Annotated in this window: 18 protein-coding genes; 4 read left to right on the top strand and 14 right to left on the bottom strand. The window is 75.6% G+C overall.

What is annotated here, in order from left to right; translation table 11 throughout:
- Positions 1 to 94: 94 nt before the first annotated feature.
- The 3 genes from IR158_RS11490 to pdhA are packed head-to-tail and all read right to left on the bottom strand — an operon-like array spanning position 95 to position 3,944.
- On the bottom strand, positions 95 to 1,672 hold the full coding sequence (locus tag IR158_RS11490) for a dihydrolipoamide acetyltransferase family protein (RefSeq protein ID WP_291813103.1): 1,578 nt from the start codon (positions 1,670 to 1,672) through the stop codon (positions 95 to 97).
- 41 nt (positions 1,673 to 1,713) lie between these two features.
- Positions 1,714 to 2,784: an alpha-ketoacid dehydrogenase subunit beta gene (locus IR158_RS11485; RefSeq protein WP_291813101.1), complete on the bottom strand. Its 1,071-nt coding sequence runs from the start codon at positions 2,782 to 2,784 to the stop codon at positions 1,714 to 1,716.
- A complete protein-coding gene (pdhA, locus tag IR158_RS11480) occupies positions 2,781 to 3,944 on the bottom strand; it encodes a pyruvate dehydrogenase (acetyl-transferring) E1 component subunit alpha (RefSeq protein WP_291813099.1) in 1,164 nt (387 codons plus the stop codon). Before pdhA ends, IR158_RS11485 begins: the two co-directional genes overlap by 4 nt.
- Positions 3,945 to 4,166: 222 nt before the next feature.
- Between pdhA and IR158_RS11475 the strand changes: the two genes are divergently transcribed.
- Both IR158_RS11475 and IR158_RS11470 read left to right on the top strand, forming a co-directional pair.
- Positions 4,167 to 4,652: a DUF2243 domain-containing protein gene (locus IR158_RS11475; protein ID WP_291813097.1), complete on the top strand. Its 486-nt coding sequence runs from the start codon at positions 4,167 to 4,169 to the stop codon at positions 4,650 to 4,652.
- On the top strand, positions 4,649 to 5,533 hold the full coding sequence (locus tag IR158_RS11470; protein ID WP_291813095.1) for a cytochrome c oxidase assembly protein: 885 nt from the start codon (positions 4,649 to 4,651) through the stop codon (positions 5,531 to 5,533). The genes IR158_RS11475 and IR158_RS11470 overlap by 4 nt, the downstream gene beginning before the upstream one ends.
- Here IR158_RS11470 and IR158_RS11465 read toward each other — a convergent pair.
- The 3 genes from IR158_RS11465 to IR158_RS11455 form a co-directional block, all read right to left on the bottom strand.
- Positions 5,475 to 5,771 carry a DUF805 domain-containing protein gene (locus IR158_RS11465; RefSeq protein WP_291813093.1) on the bottom strand — a complete coding sequence of 99 codons (297 nt, stop codon included), beginning with the start codon at positions 5,769 to 5,771 and terminating at the stop codon, positions 5,475 to 5,477. The genes IR158_RS11470 and IR158_RS11465 overlap by 59 nt on opposite strands.
- 74 nt (positions 5,772 to 5,845) lie before the next feature.
- Positions 5,846 to 6,925 carry a histidinol-phosphate transaminase gene (hisC, locus tag IR158_RS11460; protein ID WP_291813091.1) on the bottom strand — a complete coding sequence of 360 codons (1,080 nt, stop codon included), beginning with the start codon at positions 6,923 to 6,925 and terminating at the stop codon, positions 5,846 to 5,848.
- Between the two features lie 226 nt (positions 6,926 to 7,151).
- A complete protein-coding gene (locus tag IR158_RS11455) occupies positions 7,152 to 7,664 on the bottom strand; it encodes a MarR family winged helix-turn-helix transcriptional regulator (protein WP_291813089.1) in 513 nt (170 codons plus the stop codon).
- Positions 7,665 to 7,748: 84 nt separating this feature from the next.
- Here IR158_RS11455 and IR158_RS11450 point away from each other — a divergent pair, with 84 nt between their 5' ends.
- The gene (locus tag IR158_RS11450; protein WP_291813087.1) at positions 7,749 to 9,059 is read left to right on the top strand and encodes a multidrug effflux MFS transporter; all 1,311 of its coding nucleotides are present in this window, start codon (positions 7,749 to 7,751) and stop codon (positions 9,057 to 9,059) included.
- Between the two features lie 91 nt (positions 9,060 to 9,150).
- Entirely contained in the window at positions 9,151 to 9,525 is a 375-nt protein-coding gene (locus IR158_RS11445) for a phage holin family protein (protein ID WP_291813085.1), read from the top strand.
- 9 nt (positions 9,526 to 9,534) lie between these two features.
- Here IR158_RS11445 and IR158_RS11440 read toward each other — a convergent pair whose 3' ends face one another.
- The 8 genes from IR158_RS11440 to IR158_RS11405 all read right to left on the bottom strand — a co-directional run bounded on the left by IR158_RS11440 (position 9,535) and on the right by IR158_RS11405 (position 16,331).
- On the bottom strand, positions 9,535 to 11,112 hold the full coding sequence (locus IR158_RS11440) for a hypothetical protein (RefSeq protein ID WP_291813084.1): 1,578 nt from the start codon (positions 11,110 to 11,112) through the stop codon (positions 9,535 to 9,537).
- Entirely contained in the window at positions 11,109 to 11,378 is a 270-nt protein-coding gene (locus IR158_RS11435) for a hypothetical protein (protein WP_291813083.1), read from the bottom strand. The genes IR158_RS11440 and IR158_RS11435 overlap by 4 nt, the downstream gene beginning before the upstream one ends.
- 95 nt (positions 11,379 to 11,473) lie before the next feature.
- Complete coding sequence (locus tag IR158_RS11430) at positions 11,474 to 12,094, bottom strand: hypothetical protein (protein ID WP_291813081.1); 621 nt, start codon at positions 12,092 to 12,094, stop codon at positions 11,474 to 11,476.
- On the bottom strand, positions 12,091 to 13,473 hold the full coding sequence (locus IR158_RS11425; protein ID WP_291813080.1) for a DUF58 domain-containing protein: 1,383 nt from the start codon (positions 13,471 to 13,473) through the stop codon (positions 12,091 to 12,093). Before IR158_RS11425 ends, IR158_RS11430 begins: the two co-directional genes overlap by 4 nt.
- Positions 13,470 to 14,450, bottom strand: coding sequence for a MoxR family ATPase (locus IR158_RS11420; RefSeq protein ID WP_291813078.1), 981 nt, complete (start codon positions 14,448 to 14,450; stop codon positions 13,470 to 13,472). The genes IR158_RS11425 and IR158_RS11420 overlap by 4 nt, the downstream gene beginning before the upstream one ends.
- Positions 14,447 to 14,989, bottom strand: coding sequence for a hypothetical protein (locus tag IR158_RS11415; RefSeq protein ID WP_291813059.1), 543 nt, complete (start codon positions 14,987 to 14,989; stop codon positions 14,447 to 14,449). The genes IR158_RS11420 and IR158_RS11415 overlap by 4 nt, the downstream gene beginning before the upstream one ends.
- Complete coding sequence (locus IR158_RS11410; RefSeq protein WP_291813057.1) at positions 14,986 to 15,714, bottom strand: DUF4129 domain-containing protein; 729 nt, start codon at positions 15,712 to 15,714, stop codon at positions 14,986 to 14,988. Before IR158_RS11410 ends, IR158_RS11415 begins: the two co-directional genes overlap by 4 nt.
- A 59-nt stretch (positions 15,715 to 15,773) precedes the next feature.
- A complete protein-coding gene (locus tag IR158_RS11405) occupies positions 15,774 to 16,331 on the bottom strand; it encodes a hypothetical protein (RefSeq protein ID WP_291813055.1) in 558 nt (185 codons plus the stop codon).
- Between the last annotated feature and the right edge of the window lie 77 nt (positions 16,332 to 16,408).

Here is a 16,408-nt window from a genome sequence, read left to right as displayed (position 1 = left end):
GCGAGACCGGGCTGAGTCCTCGACCGGCACCGGGTAAGACGCCCCAGCCCGGTCTCGCGGAGCCCTCGTCCCAGCACGCGGACGGTGGCGGCGCTCAGCTCCAGACGAGCGCCTGGGACGGGTCCGCGAGCACCGCGGCGACGTCGGCCAGGACCCGGCTGCCGAGCTCGCCGTCGACGAGCCGGTGGTCGAAGCTCAGCGCGAGCTGCGTGACGTGGCGCGGCTTGACCTTGCCCTTGTGGACCCACGGCTGCTGCCGGATCGCCCCGAACGCGAGGATCGCGGCCTCCCCCGGGTTGAGGATCGGCGTGCCGGTGTCGATGCCGAACACCCCGACGTTGGTGATCGTGATCGTGCCGTCGGACATGTCGGCCGGCGACGTGCGGCCGGCCCGGGCGGTCGACGTGAGGTCGCCGAGCCCGCGCGCGAGACCCAGCAGGTCGAGACGGTGCGCGTCCTTGATGTTCGGCACCACCAGCCCGCGCGGGGTCGCCGCGGCGATGCCGAGGTTCACGTAGTGCTTGTAGACGATCTCCTGCGTCGTCTCGTCCCACGACGCGTTGATCTCGGGCCGCCGGTTCACGGCCATGAGCAGCGCCTTGGCCGCGACGAGCAGCGGCGTGACGCGCACGTCCGCGAACTCCCGGTCGGCACGCAGGCGCTCGACGAGCTTCATCGTCCGCGTCACGTCGACCGTGTGGAACACCGTGACGTGGGGCGCGCTGAACGCGCTGGACACCATCGCCTCGGCCGTCCGCTTGCGCACCGACTTCACCGGGACGCGCGTCTGGCGGCCGTCCGGGCTGACCACGCCACCGGCGGCCCAGGGCCGGTCGTCGCCGGGGTACGTCGCCAGCTCGCGGCCCTCGGCGCGGACGGAGTGCGCGAGCACGTCCTCACGCGTGACGATCCCGCCCGGGCCGGTGGGGGTGACGGCGTCGAGGTCGACGCCGAGGTCACGTGCGAGCTTGCGGACGGGCGGCTTGGCGAGCGCGTGGGCGGTGCCGTCGGGGCGGGTCGCCGACGCGTCGACGTTCGACACCGCTGCGCGCGAGGCCGATCCGCTCGACGACGTCGCCGCGCTCCGCGTGCTCGACGCCGCCGGGCTCCGCGTGCTCGAGCCCTGCGCGGCGACCGCGCTCGATGCCGCCGCCGGGGTCACCGCGCTCGACGCGGCCCGCGCCGCGCCCGCACGCGGTCGACGCGCCGTCCCCCCGTCGGCCACGCCGTACCCCACGAGCACCGCGCCGGAGCCGCCGCCGGAGCCGCCCGACGCCTCGTCCACCGCCGCGTGCACCTCGTCGCGCGCCGCGTCCACCTCGTCCGCTCCCCCGGGCTCGGCCGACGACCGGCTGGGGTGCGGGTGCCGGGCGCGCACACCCGCCGCGGCGCCGCCGTCGGACGGCGCGTCATCCGCGGTGCCGTCCGGGTCGACGTCCACCTCGATGATGGGCGTGCCGACCTCGACGGTCGCGCCGACGTCGACGAGCAGCCGGGTCACGACGCCCGTCCACGGGCACGGCAGGTCGACCAGCGACTTGGCCGTCTCGATCTCGACGATCGTCTGGTTGACCTCGACGCGGTCGCCGACGGCGACGTGCCACGTGACGATGTCCGCCTCGGTGAGGCCTTCGCCGGCGTCGGGAAGGGGGAACTGCTGGTACGTGGGCACGCGAGGCTCTCCGGTGGCGCGATGGGTCGGAACGCGAAAGTTCAGAACGCGAGGGCGCGGTCGACTGCCTCGAGCAGCCGGTCGAGTCCGGGCAGGTAGTCGTGCTCGATCTTGGCGACCGGGTACGGGGTGTGGAAGCCCCCGACCCGCAGCACGGGTGCCTGCAGGTGGTAGAAGCACTCCTCGGTGATGCGTGCCGCGACCTCGGCGCCCGACCCGTACAGCACGGGCGCCTCGTGGGTGACGATGCACCGGCCGGTGCGCCGCACGGACGCGGCGATCGTCGCGGTGTCGAGCGGCGAGATCGTGCGCAGGTCGACGACCTCGATGCTCGTGCCCTCGGCGGCTGCGGCGTCGGCGACCTTGAGCGCGGTGGCGACCGTGGGGCCGTACGCGACGATCGTGACGTCGGTGCCGGCGCGCACGACGCGCGCGTGGTCGAGGTCCGACGAGCTGCCGTGCGGTGCCGGCAGCGGCGCGTCGAGGTCGACGTCGCCCTTCTCCCAGTACCGGCCCTTCGGCTCGAGGAAGATCACGGGGTCCGGCGACGCGATCGCCTGCTGGATCATCGTGAAGGCGTCGGACGCGTTCGACGGGGACACGACGCGCAGGCCCGGCGTGTGCGCGAACAGCGCCTCGGGCGACTCGCTGTGGTGCTCGATGGCGCCGATGCCGCCGCCGTAGGGGATGCGGATCACGACGGGCAGCCGCAGCCGGCCCTGCGAGCGGTAGTGCATGCGCGACAGCTGGGTCGTGATCTGGTCGAACGCGGGGAACACGAACCCGTCGAACTGGATCTCGCACACCGGCCGGTACCCGCGCAGCGCGAGGCCGATCGCGGTGCCGACGATGCCCGACTCCGCGAGCGGGGTGTCCACGACGCGGTCGTCGCCGAACTGCGCGAAGAGCCCGTCGGTGACCCGGAAGACGCCCCCGAGCCGCCCGATGTCCTCGCCCATGAGCAGGGTGCGCGGGTCGTTGGCCAGCGCCCGGCGCAGGCCGAGGTTGAGGGCCTTGGCCATGGGCAGGCGCTGCGTGCCCGTCGGGAACGGGGCCGGGGCGGGCGCCGGCGGCAGGTCGGTGAGGCGTGCGCGCTCGCTGGTGACGGTCATCGGTGACCTCCTGCCGTCTGGCGGCCGTCGTGGTCGACGAAGGACTGCTCGTACTGGGTGAACCACGCGCGCTCGGCGTCGACGACGGCGTTGGGCGTGGCGTAGACGTGGTCGAACATCGTGTGCGGCGACGGGTGGCCCATCGCGCGGACGGTCGTGCGGATGTGCTCGCCGAACGCGTCGGACTCGGCCGCGAGCTGCGCCTGGAACACCTCCGGCAGCTCGCCCGTGCGCTCGAGGTGCACGCGCAGCCGCTCGATCGGGTCGCGGCGGCGCCAGTGCTCCTCCTGCTCCGAGGTGCGGTAGCGGGTCGGGTCGTCCGACGTCGTGTGCGCACCCATTCGGTAGGTGTACGCCTCGATGAAGGTGGGGCCGCCGCCGCTGCGGGCGCGCTCGAGCGCCTGGCGCGTGACGGCGTACGACGCGACGACGTCGTTGCCGTCCACGCGCACGGACGGGATGCCGAAGCCGGGGGCGCGGGCCGCGAGGGGGACGCGCGCCTGGCGCGTCGTCGGCTCGGAGATCGCGAACTGGTTGTTCTGGCAGAACAGCACGACCGGCGCCTGGTTGACGGACGCGAACACGAGCGCCTCGCTGACGTCGCCCTGCGCGGTCGCGCCGTCGCCGAAGTACGTGACGACCGCGGTGTCGCGCGTCGGGTCGCCGGTCCCGACGAGGCCGTCGCGCTGCACGCCCATCGCGTAGCCGGTCGCGTGCAGCGTGTGCGAGCCGATGACGAGGGTGAACAGGTGGAAGTTGTGGTCGGCCGGGTCCCAGCCGCCGTGGTCGACGCCGCGGAACAGCCGCAGCAGGTCGGTCATCTCCAGGCCACGGACGTGCGCGACGCCGTGCTCGCGGTAGGAGGGGAACACGTGGTCCTGCGGTGCGAGCGCGTGGCCGGAGCCGACCTGCGCCGCCTCCTGCCCGAGCGACTGCGCCCACAGGCCCAGCTCGCCCTGGCGCTGCAGCGACGTGGCCTCGGAGTCGAACCGGCGCGTCAGCACCATGTCGCGGTACATCGCGCGCAGCCGCTCACCGTCGAGGTCGTCGGCCCACGTGTCGTACTCGGGGTGTGCGACGCGTTCGCCCGCTGGGGTGAGCAGCTGGACGAGACCGTCGTCGGTCAGGGGGCCGTCGGCCGCGGGTGCGGACGTGCTCACGCGGTTCTCCTTCACCTGGGGTGCGAACCTACGTCAGCGTAGGCTACGCATCCGTAGGTTAGAAGGACCCGAGACCGACAAAGCCCACGGCACCGCTCTTGTCGGGATCCCACACCTCACCACGGGGGCCCGGCGGCACGACGTCGGCCCAGCCGTCCCCTGCGGTGGCGCACGCCCCGCACCTGCGGCACCCTCGGCACACCCGTCCTTCGTGGAGGAGCCGTGACCACCGACGCCGCACCCCTGACCGTCCCCCGCCGGTCCGCCGGTGCGGCCGCGCTGGTCGGTGCCGGGGTCATGGCGGGGATCGACGAGATCGTGTTCCACCAGGTCCTCGCGTGGCACCACTTCTACGACCGTGGCACCCCCGACGTGGCGCTGCTGTCCGACGGGCTGCTCCACGCCGCCGAGCTCGTCGCCCTGGTCGCCGGCTTCTTCCTGCTGCTCGACCAACGCCGCCGCGGCGTGCTCGCCGTGCGCGCGGCGTGGGCCGGGTTCCTGCTCGGTGCCGGCGCCTTCCAGCTGTTCGACGCGCTCGTCGACCACAAGCTGCTGCGCGTGCACCAGATCCGCTACGGCGTGGACCTGCTGCCGTACGACGTCGCGTGGACCGCCAGCGCGGTCGTGCTGCTCGCGGCGGGCGCCGCGCTGTGGCCGCGCGCGCGGCGGCAGGCGGCACGGGAGGCGGCGCAGGACGCGACGACATGACGTCGGCGGTGGCGGTGGCGCACGCCGGGCACGGCGCGGGCGCGCCGGCGTGGCCCCCGGGGGTCGTCGTGCTCGTCGCCCTCGCCGTGACGGCCGCGCTGACGTACGTCGCCGCGACCGCCGCCTACCGTCGCCGCCGCCTGCGTCCGTGGCGCGTGACCCGCACGGTCACCTGGCTCACCGGGTGCGCGCTGGTCGTCGCCGCGATGTCGCCCGCGACCGCCGTCGCCCCGGACGACGCGAGCCGGCACATGCTCCAGCACCTGCTGCTCGGCATGCTGGCGCCCCTGGCGCTCGTGCTCGCAGCGCCGGTCACGCTGCTCCTGGGCGTCGCGCCGCCGGGTGCGCGCCGGACTGTCGGCCGGGTGCTGCGAGCGCGGCCCGTGCACGTCCTGACGCACCCGGTCACGGCGGCGTTCCTGCACGTCGGCAGCATGGCCGTGCTCTACCTGACGCCGCTGTACGCGCTGACGACGCGCTCACCGCTGGCCCATGCCGCCGTGCACGTGCACTTCCTGGCCGCGGGGTACCTCTTCGCGTGGGCGCTCGCGGGACCGGACCCGGCCCCGCGACGCCCCGGGACGACGACGCGGCTCGTCGTGCTCGTCGTCGCGGGCGGCGCCCACGCGGCGCTCGCCAAGCTGCTGTACGCGCACGCCGACCGGCTGCCCCCGGGCGGGGTGCACGCCCCGGCGGACGTCGAGGTCGCCGCGCAGTGGATGTACTACGGCGGGGACGTCGCGGAGGTGCTGCTGGCGGTCGCCGTGCTGGCGGGCTGGTACGGGTCGCGCGCGCGGCGTGGCCGCCCGGTGCCCGGTCCGCTCAGTAGCGCCCCTGCGCCCGCAGCCGCTCGTTCTCCTTCAGCACGGGCCACGTGCTGAACGCGAACACCAGGAACATCACGAGGTTGAGCACGGGGACGAGCCCGACCAGCACCCACCACCCGGAGTAGCCGGCCTTCTGGATGATGCGCACGTACGCGACGAGCATGATCACGTAGGCGCCGATGACGACGGCCAGCCCGATGCCCCCGGCCAGCCAGTCGGTCCACTGCGTGGCGGTATCGACGCCGTCGGAGGGGTCGACGACCGACGGCAGACGCATCAGCACGGTGTCCATGGGTTCATGGTGCTCCCGGCCGTTCGGCACGGCGAGGCGAAACCGGGCGGGGACGGGCCAGACGTCCGTCGAGGTCAGCGCGGTGCGTGCGCTGCGGCGACCTCGAGGAAGATGTCCGTCGCCTCCCGCTCGCCGACGCTGACGCGGACGCCGTCACCGGCGAAGGGCCGCACGATCGTCCCGGCCTGGCCGCAGCGCTCCGCGAACGTCGTCGCCCGGTCGCCGAGCGGCAGCCACACGAAGTTCGCCTGGCTGTCCGGCACGTCCCAGCCCTGGGCACGCAGCCCGGCGAGCATGCGGGTGCGCTCGGCGACGATCGTGTCGACACGCGCCAGCAGCTCAGCCTCGACGCGCAGCGACGCGAGCGCCGCCAGCTGCGCGACGTGGGAGACGCCGAACGGTGTCGACGCCGTGCGGATGCCCGCCGCCAGCCGGGGCCGCGCGACCGCGTAGCCGACCCGCAGCCCGGCCAGCCCGTACGCCTTGGAGAACGTGCGCAGGACGACGACGTTGGGGTGCTCGGCGAGCAGGGCGAGCGCGTCGGGCGCGTCGGGGTCGCGGACGAACTCGACGTACGCCTCGTCGAGGACGACGAGCACGTCGCGCGGCACGGCGGCCAGGAACGCGCGCAGCTCGGCGTCGCGCACGGCCGGACCGGTCGGGTTGTTGGGCGTGCAGACCAGGACGACGCGCGTGCGCTCGGTGACCGCGGCGGCCATCGCGGGCAGGTCGAGGCGCCCGTCCGCGCCGACGGGGACGCGGACCTGCTGCGCGTGCGCGAGCGTGACGGCGATCGGGTACGCCTCGAACGACCGCCAGGGCAGCACGACCTCGTCGCCCGCCTCGCACATCGCGGTCAGCACGTGCCCGAGCACCGCGACCGACCCGGTGCCCGCGACCACGGACTCGGGGGCGACACCCAGACGGTGGGCGATCGCCTCGGTGAGCTCGGTCGCGTACATGTCCGGGTAGCGGTTGACGTCCACGGCCGCGTCCGCGATCGCCGCGACCACCGACGGCAGCGGCGGGTACGGGTTCTCGTTGGACGACAGCTTGTACGCGGCGGCGCCGACGGCGGCACGCGCACCCGGCACGTAGGAGGGCAGGTCGGCGAAGGCACGACGGAGAGGGACGCGGCTCACGGCGGCCAGCATGCCACCGCCCCACCCCCGACGCGCTCACCGTCCACCCCACCCCCCCAACCCAGGCCGTGAGACGTCAATCCAGTCCCACCAGCCCCCCACCCCAGGCCGTGAGATGTCAATCCAGTTCCACCAGCCCCCCAAACCAGGCCGTGAGAAGTCGATCCAGTTCCACCAGCCCCCCGAACCAGGCCCTGAGATGTCAATCCAGTTCCTCCTCCGCCCCCGCGACGCCCGGTCAGCGCTGCGGGTGGTCGGCGCCCGGGACGGCCTGCTGGGCGCGGAGCCGGCGGTCGAGCGCCTGCAGCGCCCCGACCGCCGCGTCCAGGGCCGCGACGTGCTCGGGGGCGAGCGCCGCACGGGCCTCCGCAATGGGTCCGGCCCAGGCGTCGGCGATGGCCTCGTGCTCGACCTGCGCGCGCTCGGTGGGGACGAGCCGGGTGACGCGACGGTCCTCGGCGTCCGGCTCGCGCGCCACCAGGCCGCGCTCGTCGAGCGTGCGCAGGGCGGCGCTGGTGTTGCTCTGCCGCAGGCCCAGGTGACGGGACACCTCACCGACCGACACCCCCGGCGACTCCAGGACGTGCATGAGCACGGCGAGCTCGGTGGTGGGCAGTGGCTCCACGCCCGCGACCTGCGGGCTGCGACGGTGGACGGTCCACGCCAGGTCGCGGATCACGGCGCTCACGTCCGCCCTCGTCGAGCCCGGCCCGACCTCGGGCCGACCGGCGCTGGGGTGCGGTGTCGCCATGCTCACATCGTACTTCATATGTTGACATACGTATGTTCTCGTAAGTAATCTCGCACGATCCCCCTGCCGTCCGAGAGGTCACCCATGCCCGCGTCCGCCGACGCCCCTGCACGTCCCGCAGCCCCCGCGCTCCCCCTGGGCCCCGCGCTGGTCGCGGTCCTCGCGCTGCTCACCGCCGTCGCCCCGCTGTCCATCGACATGTACCTGCCCGGCTTCCCGGCCATGGCGGTCGAGCTCGGCACCACCGCGAGCGGCATCCAGCTCACGATGACGGCGTTCCTCGTGGGGCTCGGCCTCGGGCAGCTCTTCATCGGGCCGCTCTCCGACGGCATCGGGCGTCGCCGGCCGCTGCTCGGGGGCACCGCGCTGTGCCTCGTCGCCAGCGTCGCGTGCGCACTGGCCCCCACCGTCGAGGTGCTCGCGGGCGCACGGTTCCTGCAGGGCGTGGGCGGCGCCGCCGGCGTCGTGCTCGCACGCGCCGTCATCTCCGACACCTCGCGCGGCCCGGCGGCCGCCAAGCTGCTCGGCGTCCTGATGATCGTGAGCGTCATCGCGCCCGTCGTCGCGCCGCTGGCCGGCGGACTGCTGGTCGCGCAGTCGGGCTGGCGCCTGGTGTTCTGGGTGATCAGCGCGCTCGTCGCCGTCATGCTCGTCGGTGCAGCGGCCTGGGCGCGTGAGACCGTGCCTCCCGCCGACCGCACGCGCGGCGGCATCCGCACGACCCTCGCGACGGCCCGCGAGGTGCTGTCCAACCGCCACTACACCGGGTACGTCCTGACGTTCTGCTTCTCGTTCGCCGGCCTGTTCGCCTACATCTCGGCGTCACCGTTCGTCGTGCAGACCATCATGGGCCTGTCCGAGAGCCGGTACTCGCTGGTCTTCGCGCTCAACGCCCTGGCCATCACCGCCACCTCGGCGATCTCGGCGTCGCTCGCGGGCCGCGTCCCCTACCGCACGATGATCGGCACCGGACTCGTGGCCGCGGCCCTCGCCGGCGCGGCCCTGCTCGTCGCCGTGCTCAACGGCGTCCCGACGGTCCCCACCCTCATCCTGCTCGCCGTGTTCCAGGGCTCGTTCGGCCTGGTCTTCGGCAACGCCACCGCCCTGGCGCTCGGCGAGGCCGGCCGCCACGCCGGCACCGGGTCGGCGTTCCTCGGGTTCCTGCAGTTCGCGCTCGCCGCCGTCGTCGCGCCGCTCGTCGGCATCGCGGGCGAGGCGACCGCCGTGCCCATGGGTGTCGCCATGGTCGCCTCGGCCGCGCTCGCCATCGTCGCGTTCGTCGTCCTGACGCGCGGCGCGACCGAGCCGTCGCCGCACACGGACGAGGCCGTCGGCATCGAGCGCGATACCGACCCGTCGGACGAGGCCCCGGTTCCCGTCGCGCTGGGGGCATGAGCGCCCGCTCGCGGGGGTGAAGACCACCCGCAGGACTCGCCGGAACGCGCTGGACCTGCGCGATCGGTCCCGGACAGGGCAGGATCAGGTCATGGGATTCGTCGTGCGAGTTCTCGTGAGCGGGGTCGCCATCTGGCTGGCGTCGCTGATCCTGCCCGGTCTGGAGATCATCGGCGGGCAGACCACAGCGGGCAGGATCGGCGTGATCCTGCTCATCGCGCTGGTGTTCGGCATCGTCAACGCCATCGTCAAGCCGATCGTCGCGCTCGTGTCGATCCCGCTGTACATCCTCACGCTCGGTCTGTTCACGCTGGTCGTCAACGCGCTGATGCTGATGCTGACGTCGTGGATCACGGAGCAGACGGACTGGGGCCTGCGGATCGACAACTTCGGCACGGCGGTGATCGGTGCGCTCATCGTGTCGCTCGTCAGCTTCGTGCTGTCGTCGGCGATGTCGAACGACTGAGGCGCCGGCTCATCGGGCCCACGGCACCCGGGGCTCCGGAGGCCACGGTTCCCGAGCCCCGAGTGGCAGGACGACCGACGGCGGGACGACCGACGGCGGAACCTCGCGCGGGCGGATCACCACCGGCGCGACCGGTTCCGGCGCGACCAGCGGCGCCGCCGTCACCGTGGTCTGCGTCGTCGTCGCACCCGCGGGCGCGCGTCCGAGCACGTCGGTGAGCGCGCGCCGCACCGGGTCGTCCGCGGGCAGGTCGCCGAGCGCGTCGTCGACCATCGCACCGGTCCGCACGTAACCGGCCACGGCGTGCGCCTCGCTGAACGACGGGCGGGCGGGCCCGCCCGTCGCCGCCAGGTCGCGCACCACCGACAGCGCGCGCGGACCTCCGCGCTCACCGACCTTGCCGTCCAGGAGCGAGACCGCGTCCTCGCGGTGGCGCAGCGTGACGGTCGCGACGCCGGGTGGTGGTGCCGCCGGGACGTCGGGAGACCCCGCGGTCACGACCAGCCGCACCGCGTACGTCCCGACCGCGGCAGCAGCGACGTTGGCCGCGACCATGCCGCCCTGGCTGTGCCCCACGAGCGCGACGGGCTCGTCGGCCCCGATCCCCGCCTCTGCCATCGCGGCGAGCACCGCGCGTGACATGACGTCGGGCACGCCGCCCTCGAGCGCGAGGTTGGTGCCGTTGTCGGTCGGCACGTCGCCCGTGAGCCCGGCGGCCCGGGTGCCGGGCACGGCGACCACCCATGAGCGCGTGCCGTCGGCGTGATCGAGGCGCTGCACGGTGACCGTCGCGAGCGGCGTGCCCGGCTCACCCGTGGCCGTGTCCTCGTCGTAGGTGCGGGCGACGAGGTCCACGAGGTCCTCGACGCCGCGCGGCGCGGGCAGGTCCGGCGGGTCGGCGCGCGGCACGAGCCGGACGTCGCGCGCCGGGAGCAGGCCCGCGACGTGCGCCGAGAACCGGCGCACCGGGTCCAGCTCCGGTGCGAACGCCCCCGTCACGGACCCGAGCGCGGCCGCCAGGAGCTGCAGCACCAGGGCCCCGCGCCCGTCGGCGACCACGCGCTGCGGCACGGAGGCGAGCCGCGCCAGGTCGTCCGGCAGCCCCGCCGGTGACATCGCACCCCACGGGTCGACGGCGAGCTGCCGCGCCTCGTCGAGCAGCAGGTCCCCCACCGCGACCCCGAACGCCGCGCTGCTGAGCAGCGCGGCCCCGACCGGTCCGGCACCGAGCACGAGCCCCAGGCCGCCGACCACCCGCGTCCACCGCGCCTGCGCGTCGGTCTCCGCGAGGTCGTAGGCACCGGCCGCGTCACGCGTGCGCGTCGCGAGGTCGACCAGGTCCCGCGCCAGCCGCGCCGGCCCCCACGTCGCACGCCGCAGCGCGTCGAGCGCGTCGGCCAGGGGCTGCACCTGCGGCACCTCGGTGGCGAGCGTCGCCGCGTGCCACGCCGCAGCGCGCAGCCGCGCGTCCGCCACGTCGAGGCCGTCGCCCGCCCCGCGCAGGCGCTGCGCCGCGACGCCCAGCTCGGCCGCGTCGACGAGCACGCGGCCACCGCTCCCCAGCGTGAGCGACCGACCCTCCCTCACGCCCACGCCGCCACCCCCGCGTGCACGAGCGGCCGGGGCGGCAGGCACTGCTGCTCGGCCCGACGCGCGACCTCCGCGAGCCGGTCCGCCGCGTCCAGCGCGTCGAGGCAGCGCCGCAGGTCGGTCAGGACCTCCTGCCGGTGGACCGCTGCGGCGTCGGCGGCGCCTCCCGTCCACGTGGCAGCGCCCGCCCGCACGACGGCGACCTGCGCGGCCCACACCTGGGCGCGCACGTCGGCGAGCGCTGCTGCGATGACGGTCGACATGCCGTCGACGCTAGGGCGGTCACACCGGCAACGACCGGTGCGGTGGCGGATCTGGGGACGGGCCCGCCGACGGACATGGCTGGGGTCGGCTCAGGTCACGGCCGGGCGCTCCACCACGGCCGCGCAGGCCGGGTGAGCGCCAGCACCGACAGGCCCAGCACGGCGACCAGCCCGGCCACCCGCCACACGTCCTCGTCGGCCGCCGCCGCCCCGCCGGCCACCAGCGCGAGCACCTGCGCACCACCCTGCACGACGAGCGCCGCGCGCCAGTCGTCGGCCAGCACGGCGAGCTCGACGCGCGTGCGCCACGTCGTGCGCGCCGCCACGGCCGCGAGCCGCAGCACCGCGTGCAGCAGCAGCACCAGCGCTGCCAGGACCAGCGGCGACGCCGGGTCCGCGATCAGCACCCGCGCGCCCACGACCAGCAGGAGCACCGCCGTCACGGGCCACCGCGGCACCACCGCGGGCAGCACGCCCACGGCCACCATGAGCGCCAGCACCTCCACAGGCACGACGCGCCCGGGCATCGTGGCGGCGACGAGCACGGCCGCGACCCCCGCCAGGGCGAGCGCGAGCCGCAGGGTCACGGCCGGCACGGTCGGCCCGGTGCGCACGTCGACCTCGGTGGGCTCGCCGCGGCGCCGCGGCGTACGCGCGCCCGGGACACGGTCCAGGACCCACGCCCCCAACCCCTCGGAGCCGAACCTCAGGCTCATCGCGGCACCCCCGCCCCGGCGTGCCGCTGGGCGCGCCGCGCGAGGACCCGCAGGGCGACCGCGGGCTCGTCGCGCCACGTCACGAGCTCGACGTCCTGGTCGGCGAGCTCGGCCATGCGGTCCTCGCGGGTCAGCGTCATCATGCGCAGCGCGAGCCGCTCGCGGTCGTACAGCCCTGAGACGCGCAGCCGCGGCAGCACGTCGACGGCCACCACGCGGTGCCCGGCGTTGCGCCAGCGTGCGGCGACGGCCGCGGACTCGTCGTCGAGGAACGTCGAGAACACGACGACCAGTGCGCCCGACGGCAGCCGCGGGGGCCGCAGCCGCGCGGCGGGCTGGCCCTCCGGTGCCGTGAGCGCGAGCGTGTGCCGGATGCGGTCGAGCTGCCGGCGTCCTCCGCCGGGCGGCACCGGGCGGCGCCGCACGCCCAGGTCGTCCAGGCCGACGCGGTCCCCGCCCTCGAGGTACGCGCGGGCCAGCGACGCGGCGGCCTGCCGGGCGCGGTCCAACGAGGTGGCGTCCTGCGGGCGCGGCGCGACGGACCCGCGCCACGTCCGCGGGTCGGGTCCCACGTCGTCGCGGGAGTCGACGACGAGCACGACGACCGCCTCGGCCTGGGCGTGCTCGCGACGCACGTACAGCTCCGACAGGTCGGGCGACCGGCGCGCCGTCACCCGCCAGTCGATGCGGCGCAGCCGGTCCCCGGGGACCCAGGGGTGCACGTCGCGCAGCCCGCCACCCTCACCGGGACGGCGCGACTCGTGCGGGCCGGTCAGCCCGCGCAGCCGTCGGGGCAGCGGCAGGTCGAGCAGCGGGGTCGTGGCGGGCAGCACGACGGTCGAGCGGGTCACGGGCGGGGTCGGCTGGGCGACGGACACGCCGTCCGGCCCGACGCCCTGCACGTCGGCCGTCGCGACCTCCTGCGGCCCGGTGCGCACGGTCCGCGCGACGACGGGGAGCCGACGCGGCCCGACGGTGCGCACGAGCACGTCGGCGCCCGGGCGGCCCTGGCGGGTGGTCGTGACGGCGGCCCACCGCCCGGGCCCGTCGACGACGAGCGTCGCCTGGAGACGACCGGCCCGGCCCCGCGCGTCCGGGTCGTCCTCGTCGTCGCCCGCCTCGAACCTGACGTCGACCGCACCCGTCGGCCGCGCGCGCAGCGCCCGCACCGCCAGCACCAGCGGCGCGGCGCCCAGCACCGCGACGTCCGGCCGCGCCGCCAGCACGCCGAGCACCACGAGGACCAGGCACGCCGCCGACGCGCACGTCACGGCCAGCGCGGGCGTCCACGGCCCGGCGGCCACGCCCGCCGCCACGTCGGGACGCCGGTCCGGCTCCCACGTGGGCGGGCGTGCCGGGAGCGGCTCGGGGACGCTCACGCGCGGCGTGCCGTCGTCGGCCCGGCGACCTGCGCGAGCACCTCCCGCACGACCGCCTCGGGAGCCAGGCCCGCGGCCCACGCCTGCGGCGTCAGGGACAGCCGGTGCGCGAGCGCGGGCGCGGCGACGGCCTTGACGTCCTCCGGTGCCACGAAGTCGCGCCCGTCGAGCACCGCGAGCGCCCGGGCGACGAGGACGAGGGCCTGCGACCCGCGCGGGGACGCCCCGACCTCCACGGCCCGGTGCGCGCGCGTCGCCGCGGCGAGGTCCACGCAGTACGCGAGCACGTCACCGTCGACGGCGACGGCCTCGACGCCCGCCTGCATCGCCAGGAGCGTCTGCGCGTCCACGACCTGCCGCACGGACGCACCCTCCTGGCGCCGCGCCAGGCGCCGTGCCAGCACGTCGACCTCCGACGCGCGCTCGGGGTACCCCACGGCCAGCCGCACCATGAAGCGGTCGAGCTGCGCCTCGGGCAGCGGGTACGTGCCCTCGTACTCCACGGGGTTCGACGTGGCGACGACGTGGAACGGCGCGGGCAGCAGGTGCGTGGTCCCGTCGACGCTGACCTGCCGCTCGGCCATCGCCTCGAGCAGCGCGGACTGGGTCTTGGGGGCCGTGCGGTTGATCTCGTCGGCGAGCAGCAGGCCCGTGAAGACCGGGCCGGGGCGGAACTCGAACTCCGACGTCTTCGGGTCGAAGACGCTCGACCCCGTGACGTCCGACGGCAGCAGGTCCGGCGTGCACTGGATGCGCCGGAAGTCCAGGCCCAGCGCCGTGGCCAGGCTGCGCGCGGCGAGCGTCTTGCCGAGCCCCGGCACGTCCTCGAACAGCACGTGCCCGCCGGCCAGCAGCGCCGCGAGCGCGATCCGCAGCGGCTCCGCCATGCCGACGACCGCCGTGGCGACCTCGTCGAGCACGGCACGGCCGCTGCGCTGGACCTCGGCGACGGGCAGCGGCTCGGGGGTCGACGTCATCGGGTGCTCCTCGGTTCGGGGTCGGGGTCGGGCGTCGCGGGGCGCGTGCGGGTCGCGCCCAGGCGTTCCAGGACGCCCAGGGTGTGCACGAGGTCGGAGACGCTCGGCAGCGGGTGGCTGCGTCGCGTGAGCGTCGCGTGGGCGCGCGTGCCGAGCAGGTCCTTCAGTGCGTCGGCCTGCTCGGGGTCCCTCAGGTCCAGGCCGTGCCGGGCGACGCGTCGGGCGCCGGCGTCCCGCAGGCGGCGCAGCGCGCGCTCACCGGCTCGCCCGTCGCGGCCGACCATGGTCCACGCCAGCTCCAGCACCTCGCCGCGGGCGCCGTCGCTGGCGTCGTGGTAGCGGCGGGCGGGCCGGGGCTCGGCGGTGGCGTCGACGCGCTGCAGGACGGCGGCCAGCGTGGCGGCAGCGAGCGCGACGACGGCCGCCGACGACGGCTTCATCCCCAGCGCCCAGACGACGATGCCGACCGCCGCACCGACCACGAGCGGACGCCACACGAGCGCCCACCCGGCTCGCACCACCGGTCGGACGCGGGTCACGGCGCGCTCCCGTCGTCGGCGCGCGGCACGAGCCCCTCCCCGACGACGGTCAGCAGCTCGCGCGCCAGCCGGACGTCGTCGGCGTCGACGCCACGGGCACTGAACCGTGCCCCGAGGTACAGGGCCAGCAGCTCGCGGGTCGCCGAGGGGTCGGCGCGCGTGGCGCCGAGGACCCGCACGGCGAACTCGCTGGCCGTCTCCGCGGGGTCGCGGACGACGCCCGTGCGCGCCGCCGCGGTCTCCACCGCGACCCACGCGCCGATGACGGCGTCACCCGGGGGGACGTCGTCCTCCAGCGCCCGCGTCGCGGCGCGGACGCCCTCGCGCAGGACGGCGACGGCCGTGTCGCTCAGCTCGTCGCCCGTCTCGTCACCGGGCGGCACGTCGTCCTCGCCGTCGTCGCCGCGGACTCCCCGCCAGCCGCGGGCCGCGTGGCGCAGCAGCAGGGCGAGCGCCGTCAGGACGGCGAGCACGACGAGGGCCTGCACCACCCAGACGAGCCAGACGGCCCAGCGCGGGGTCGGCGGCACCTCCCCCGGGCCGTCCTCGGACGGCGGGAGGGTCGCCGTCGTGGTGACGGTCGGTGCGGGCGGTGGGGTCCACGTCGGCCCGTCGTCCGGCCGCGCCTCGAGCGACACCGGCCCGCTCAGCGCCGCGGCGAGCACGCCCACGACCACCAGCAGCGCGGCCAGGACCGTGGCCACGCTGGTGCGGCGTGCCGGCACAGGACTCCTCGGGGCGATCGGCGGCGATCGGACGGGTCGTCAGGCTACCGGGCGCGAGGTCAGCAGGTGTGACCCGCCTCGCACCACTGGTGCGCCACGTCGACGACGAGCCGTGACCCGCCCCCCGGCCCCGCGAGCACGAACGCGCGGAACGGCAGACGTGCCCGGACACCGAGCCCGACGGTGCTGACGCCCTCGAAGCTGCCCGCCCAGCGCACGTCGCGGAACGTCGAGTAGGAGGACGTGTCCACCAGCGAGCCGCTCGGCGTGAACCACGAGTCCGTCGGGACGACGCCGACCCGCGCGACGACCTCGAGCCGCGCACCGCCGCGCACCGGGACGACGAACCCGGAGCCGTCCTGCACGACCTGGTCGACGTACCGCACGGACCAGCCCGTCAGCGGTGCGTCGACGTCGAGGACGAGACGGTCGTAGCAGGCGTTGCGTCCGGCGCGGACGTTCGTGAGGGAGCCGGCGGACATGCCGCCGGCGGCCTTGTCGTGCGACCCCCACGTCAGGCCGCAGTACGGGTGGGCGGCGGCGCCGGGTGCGAGCGCCAGTCCCGGCACGACGACCAGGAGCAGCGCGAGCACGACCCGCCAGGTGCGGTTGCGCATGATGGACCCCTTCTCGAGACGACGGTCGAGCGGGGACCGGGTGGTTCCCGGGCCGTCACCCCAGAGGAATCGCCCGG

This window comes from Cellulomonas sp., from assembly GCF_015234515.1.
In the GTDB taxonomy this organism is placed as follows: Bacteria; Actinomycetota; Actinomycetes; order Actinomycetales; family Cellulomonadaceae; genus Cellulomonas.
The sequence above is the reverse complement of the archived record's forward strand: the minus strand, read 5'-3'. Positions and strand labels throughout refer to the sequence as shown.

Coding starts and splice junctions, on each gene's coding strand:
- IR158_RS11445 (WP_291813085.1), top strand. CDS start 9,151: ATGGGATTCGTCGTGCGAGTTCTCGTGAGCGGGGTCGCCATCTGGCTG.
- IR158_RS11485 (WP_291813101.1), bottom strand. CDS start 2,784: ATGACCGTCACCAGCGAGCGCGCACGCCTCACCGACCTGCCGCCGGCG.
- IR158_RS11420 (WP_291813078.1), bottom strand. CDS start 14,450: ATGACGTCGACCCCCGAGCCGCTGCCCGTCGCCGAGGTCCAGCGCAGC.
- IR158_RS11470 (WP_291813095.1), top strand. CDS start 4,649: ATGACGTCGGCGGTGGCGGTGGCGCACGCCGGGCACGGCGCGGGCGCG.
- hisC (WP_291813091.1), bottom strand. CDS start 6,925: ATGCTGGCCGCCGTGAGCCGCGTCCCTCTCCGTCGTGCCTTCGCCGAC.
- IR158_RS11455 (WP_291813089.1), bottom strand. CDS start 7,664: ATGGCGACACCGCACCCCAGCGCCGGTCGGCCCGAGGTCGGGCCGGGC.
- IR158_RS11465 (WP_291813093.1), bottom strand. CDS start 5,771: ATGGACACCGTGCTGATGCGTCTGCCGTCGGTCGTCGACCCCTCCGAC.
- IR158_RS11430 (WP_291813081.1), bottom strand. CDS start 12,094: ATGAGCCTGAGGTTCGGCTCCGAGGGGTTGGGGGCGTGGGTCCTGGAC.
- IR158_RS11405 (WP_291813055.1), bottom strand. CDS start 16,331: ATGCGCAACCGCACCTGGCGGGTCGTGCTCGCGCTGCTCCTGGTCGTC.
- IR158_RS11450 (WP_291813087.1), top strand. CDS start 7,749: ATGCCCGCGTCCGCCGACGCCCCTGCACGTCCCGCAGCCCCCGCGCTC.
- IR158_RS11435 (WP_291813083.1), bottom strand. CDS start 11,378: ATGTCGACCGTCATCGCAGCAGCGCTCGCCGACGTGCGCGCCCAGGTG.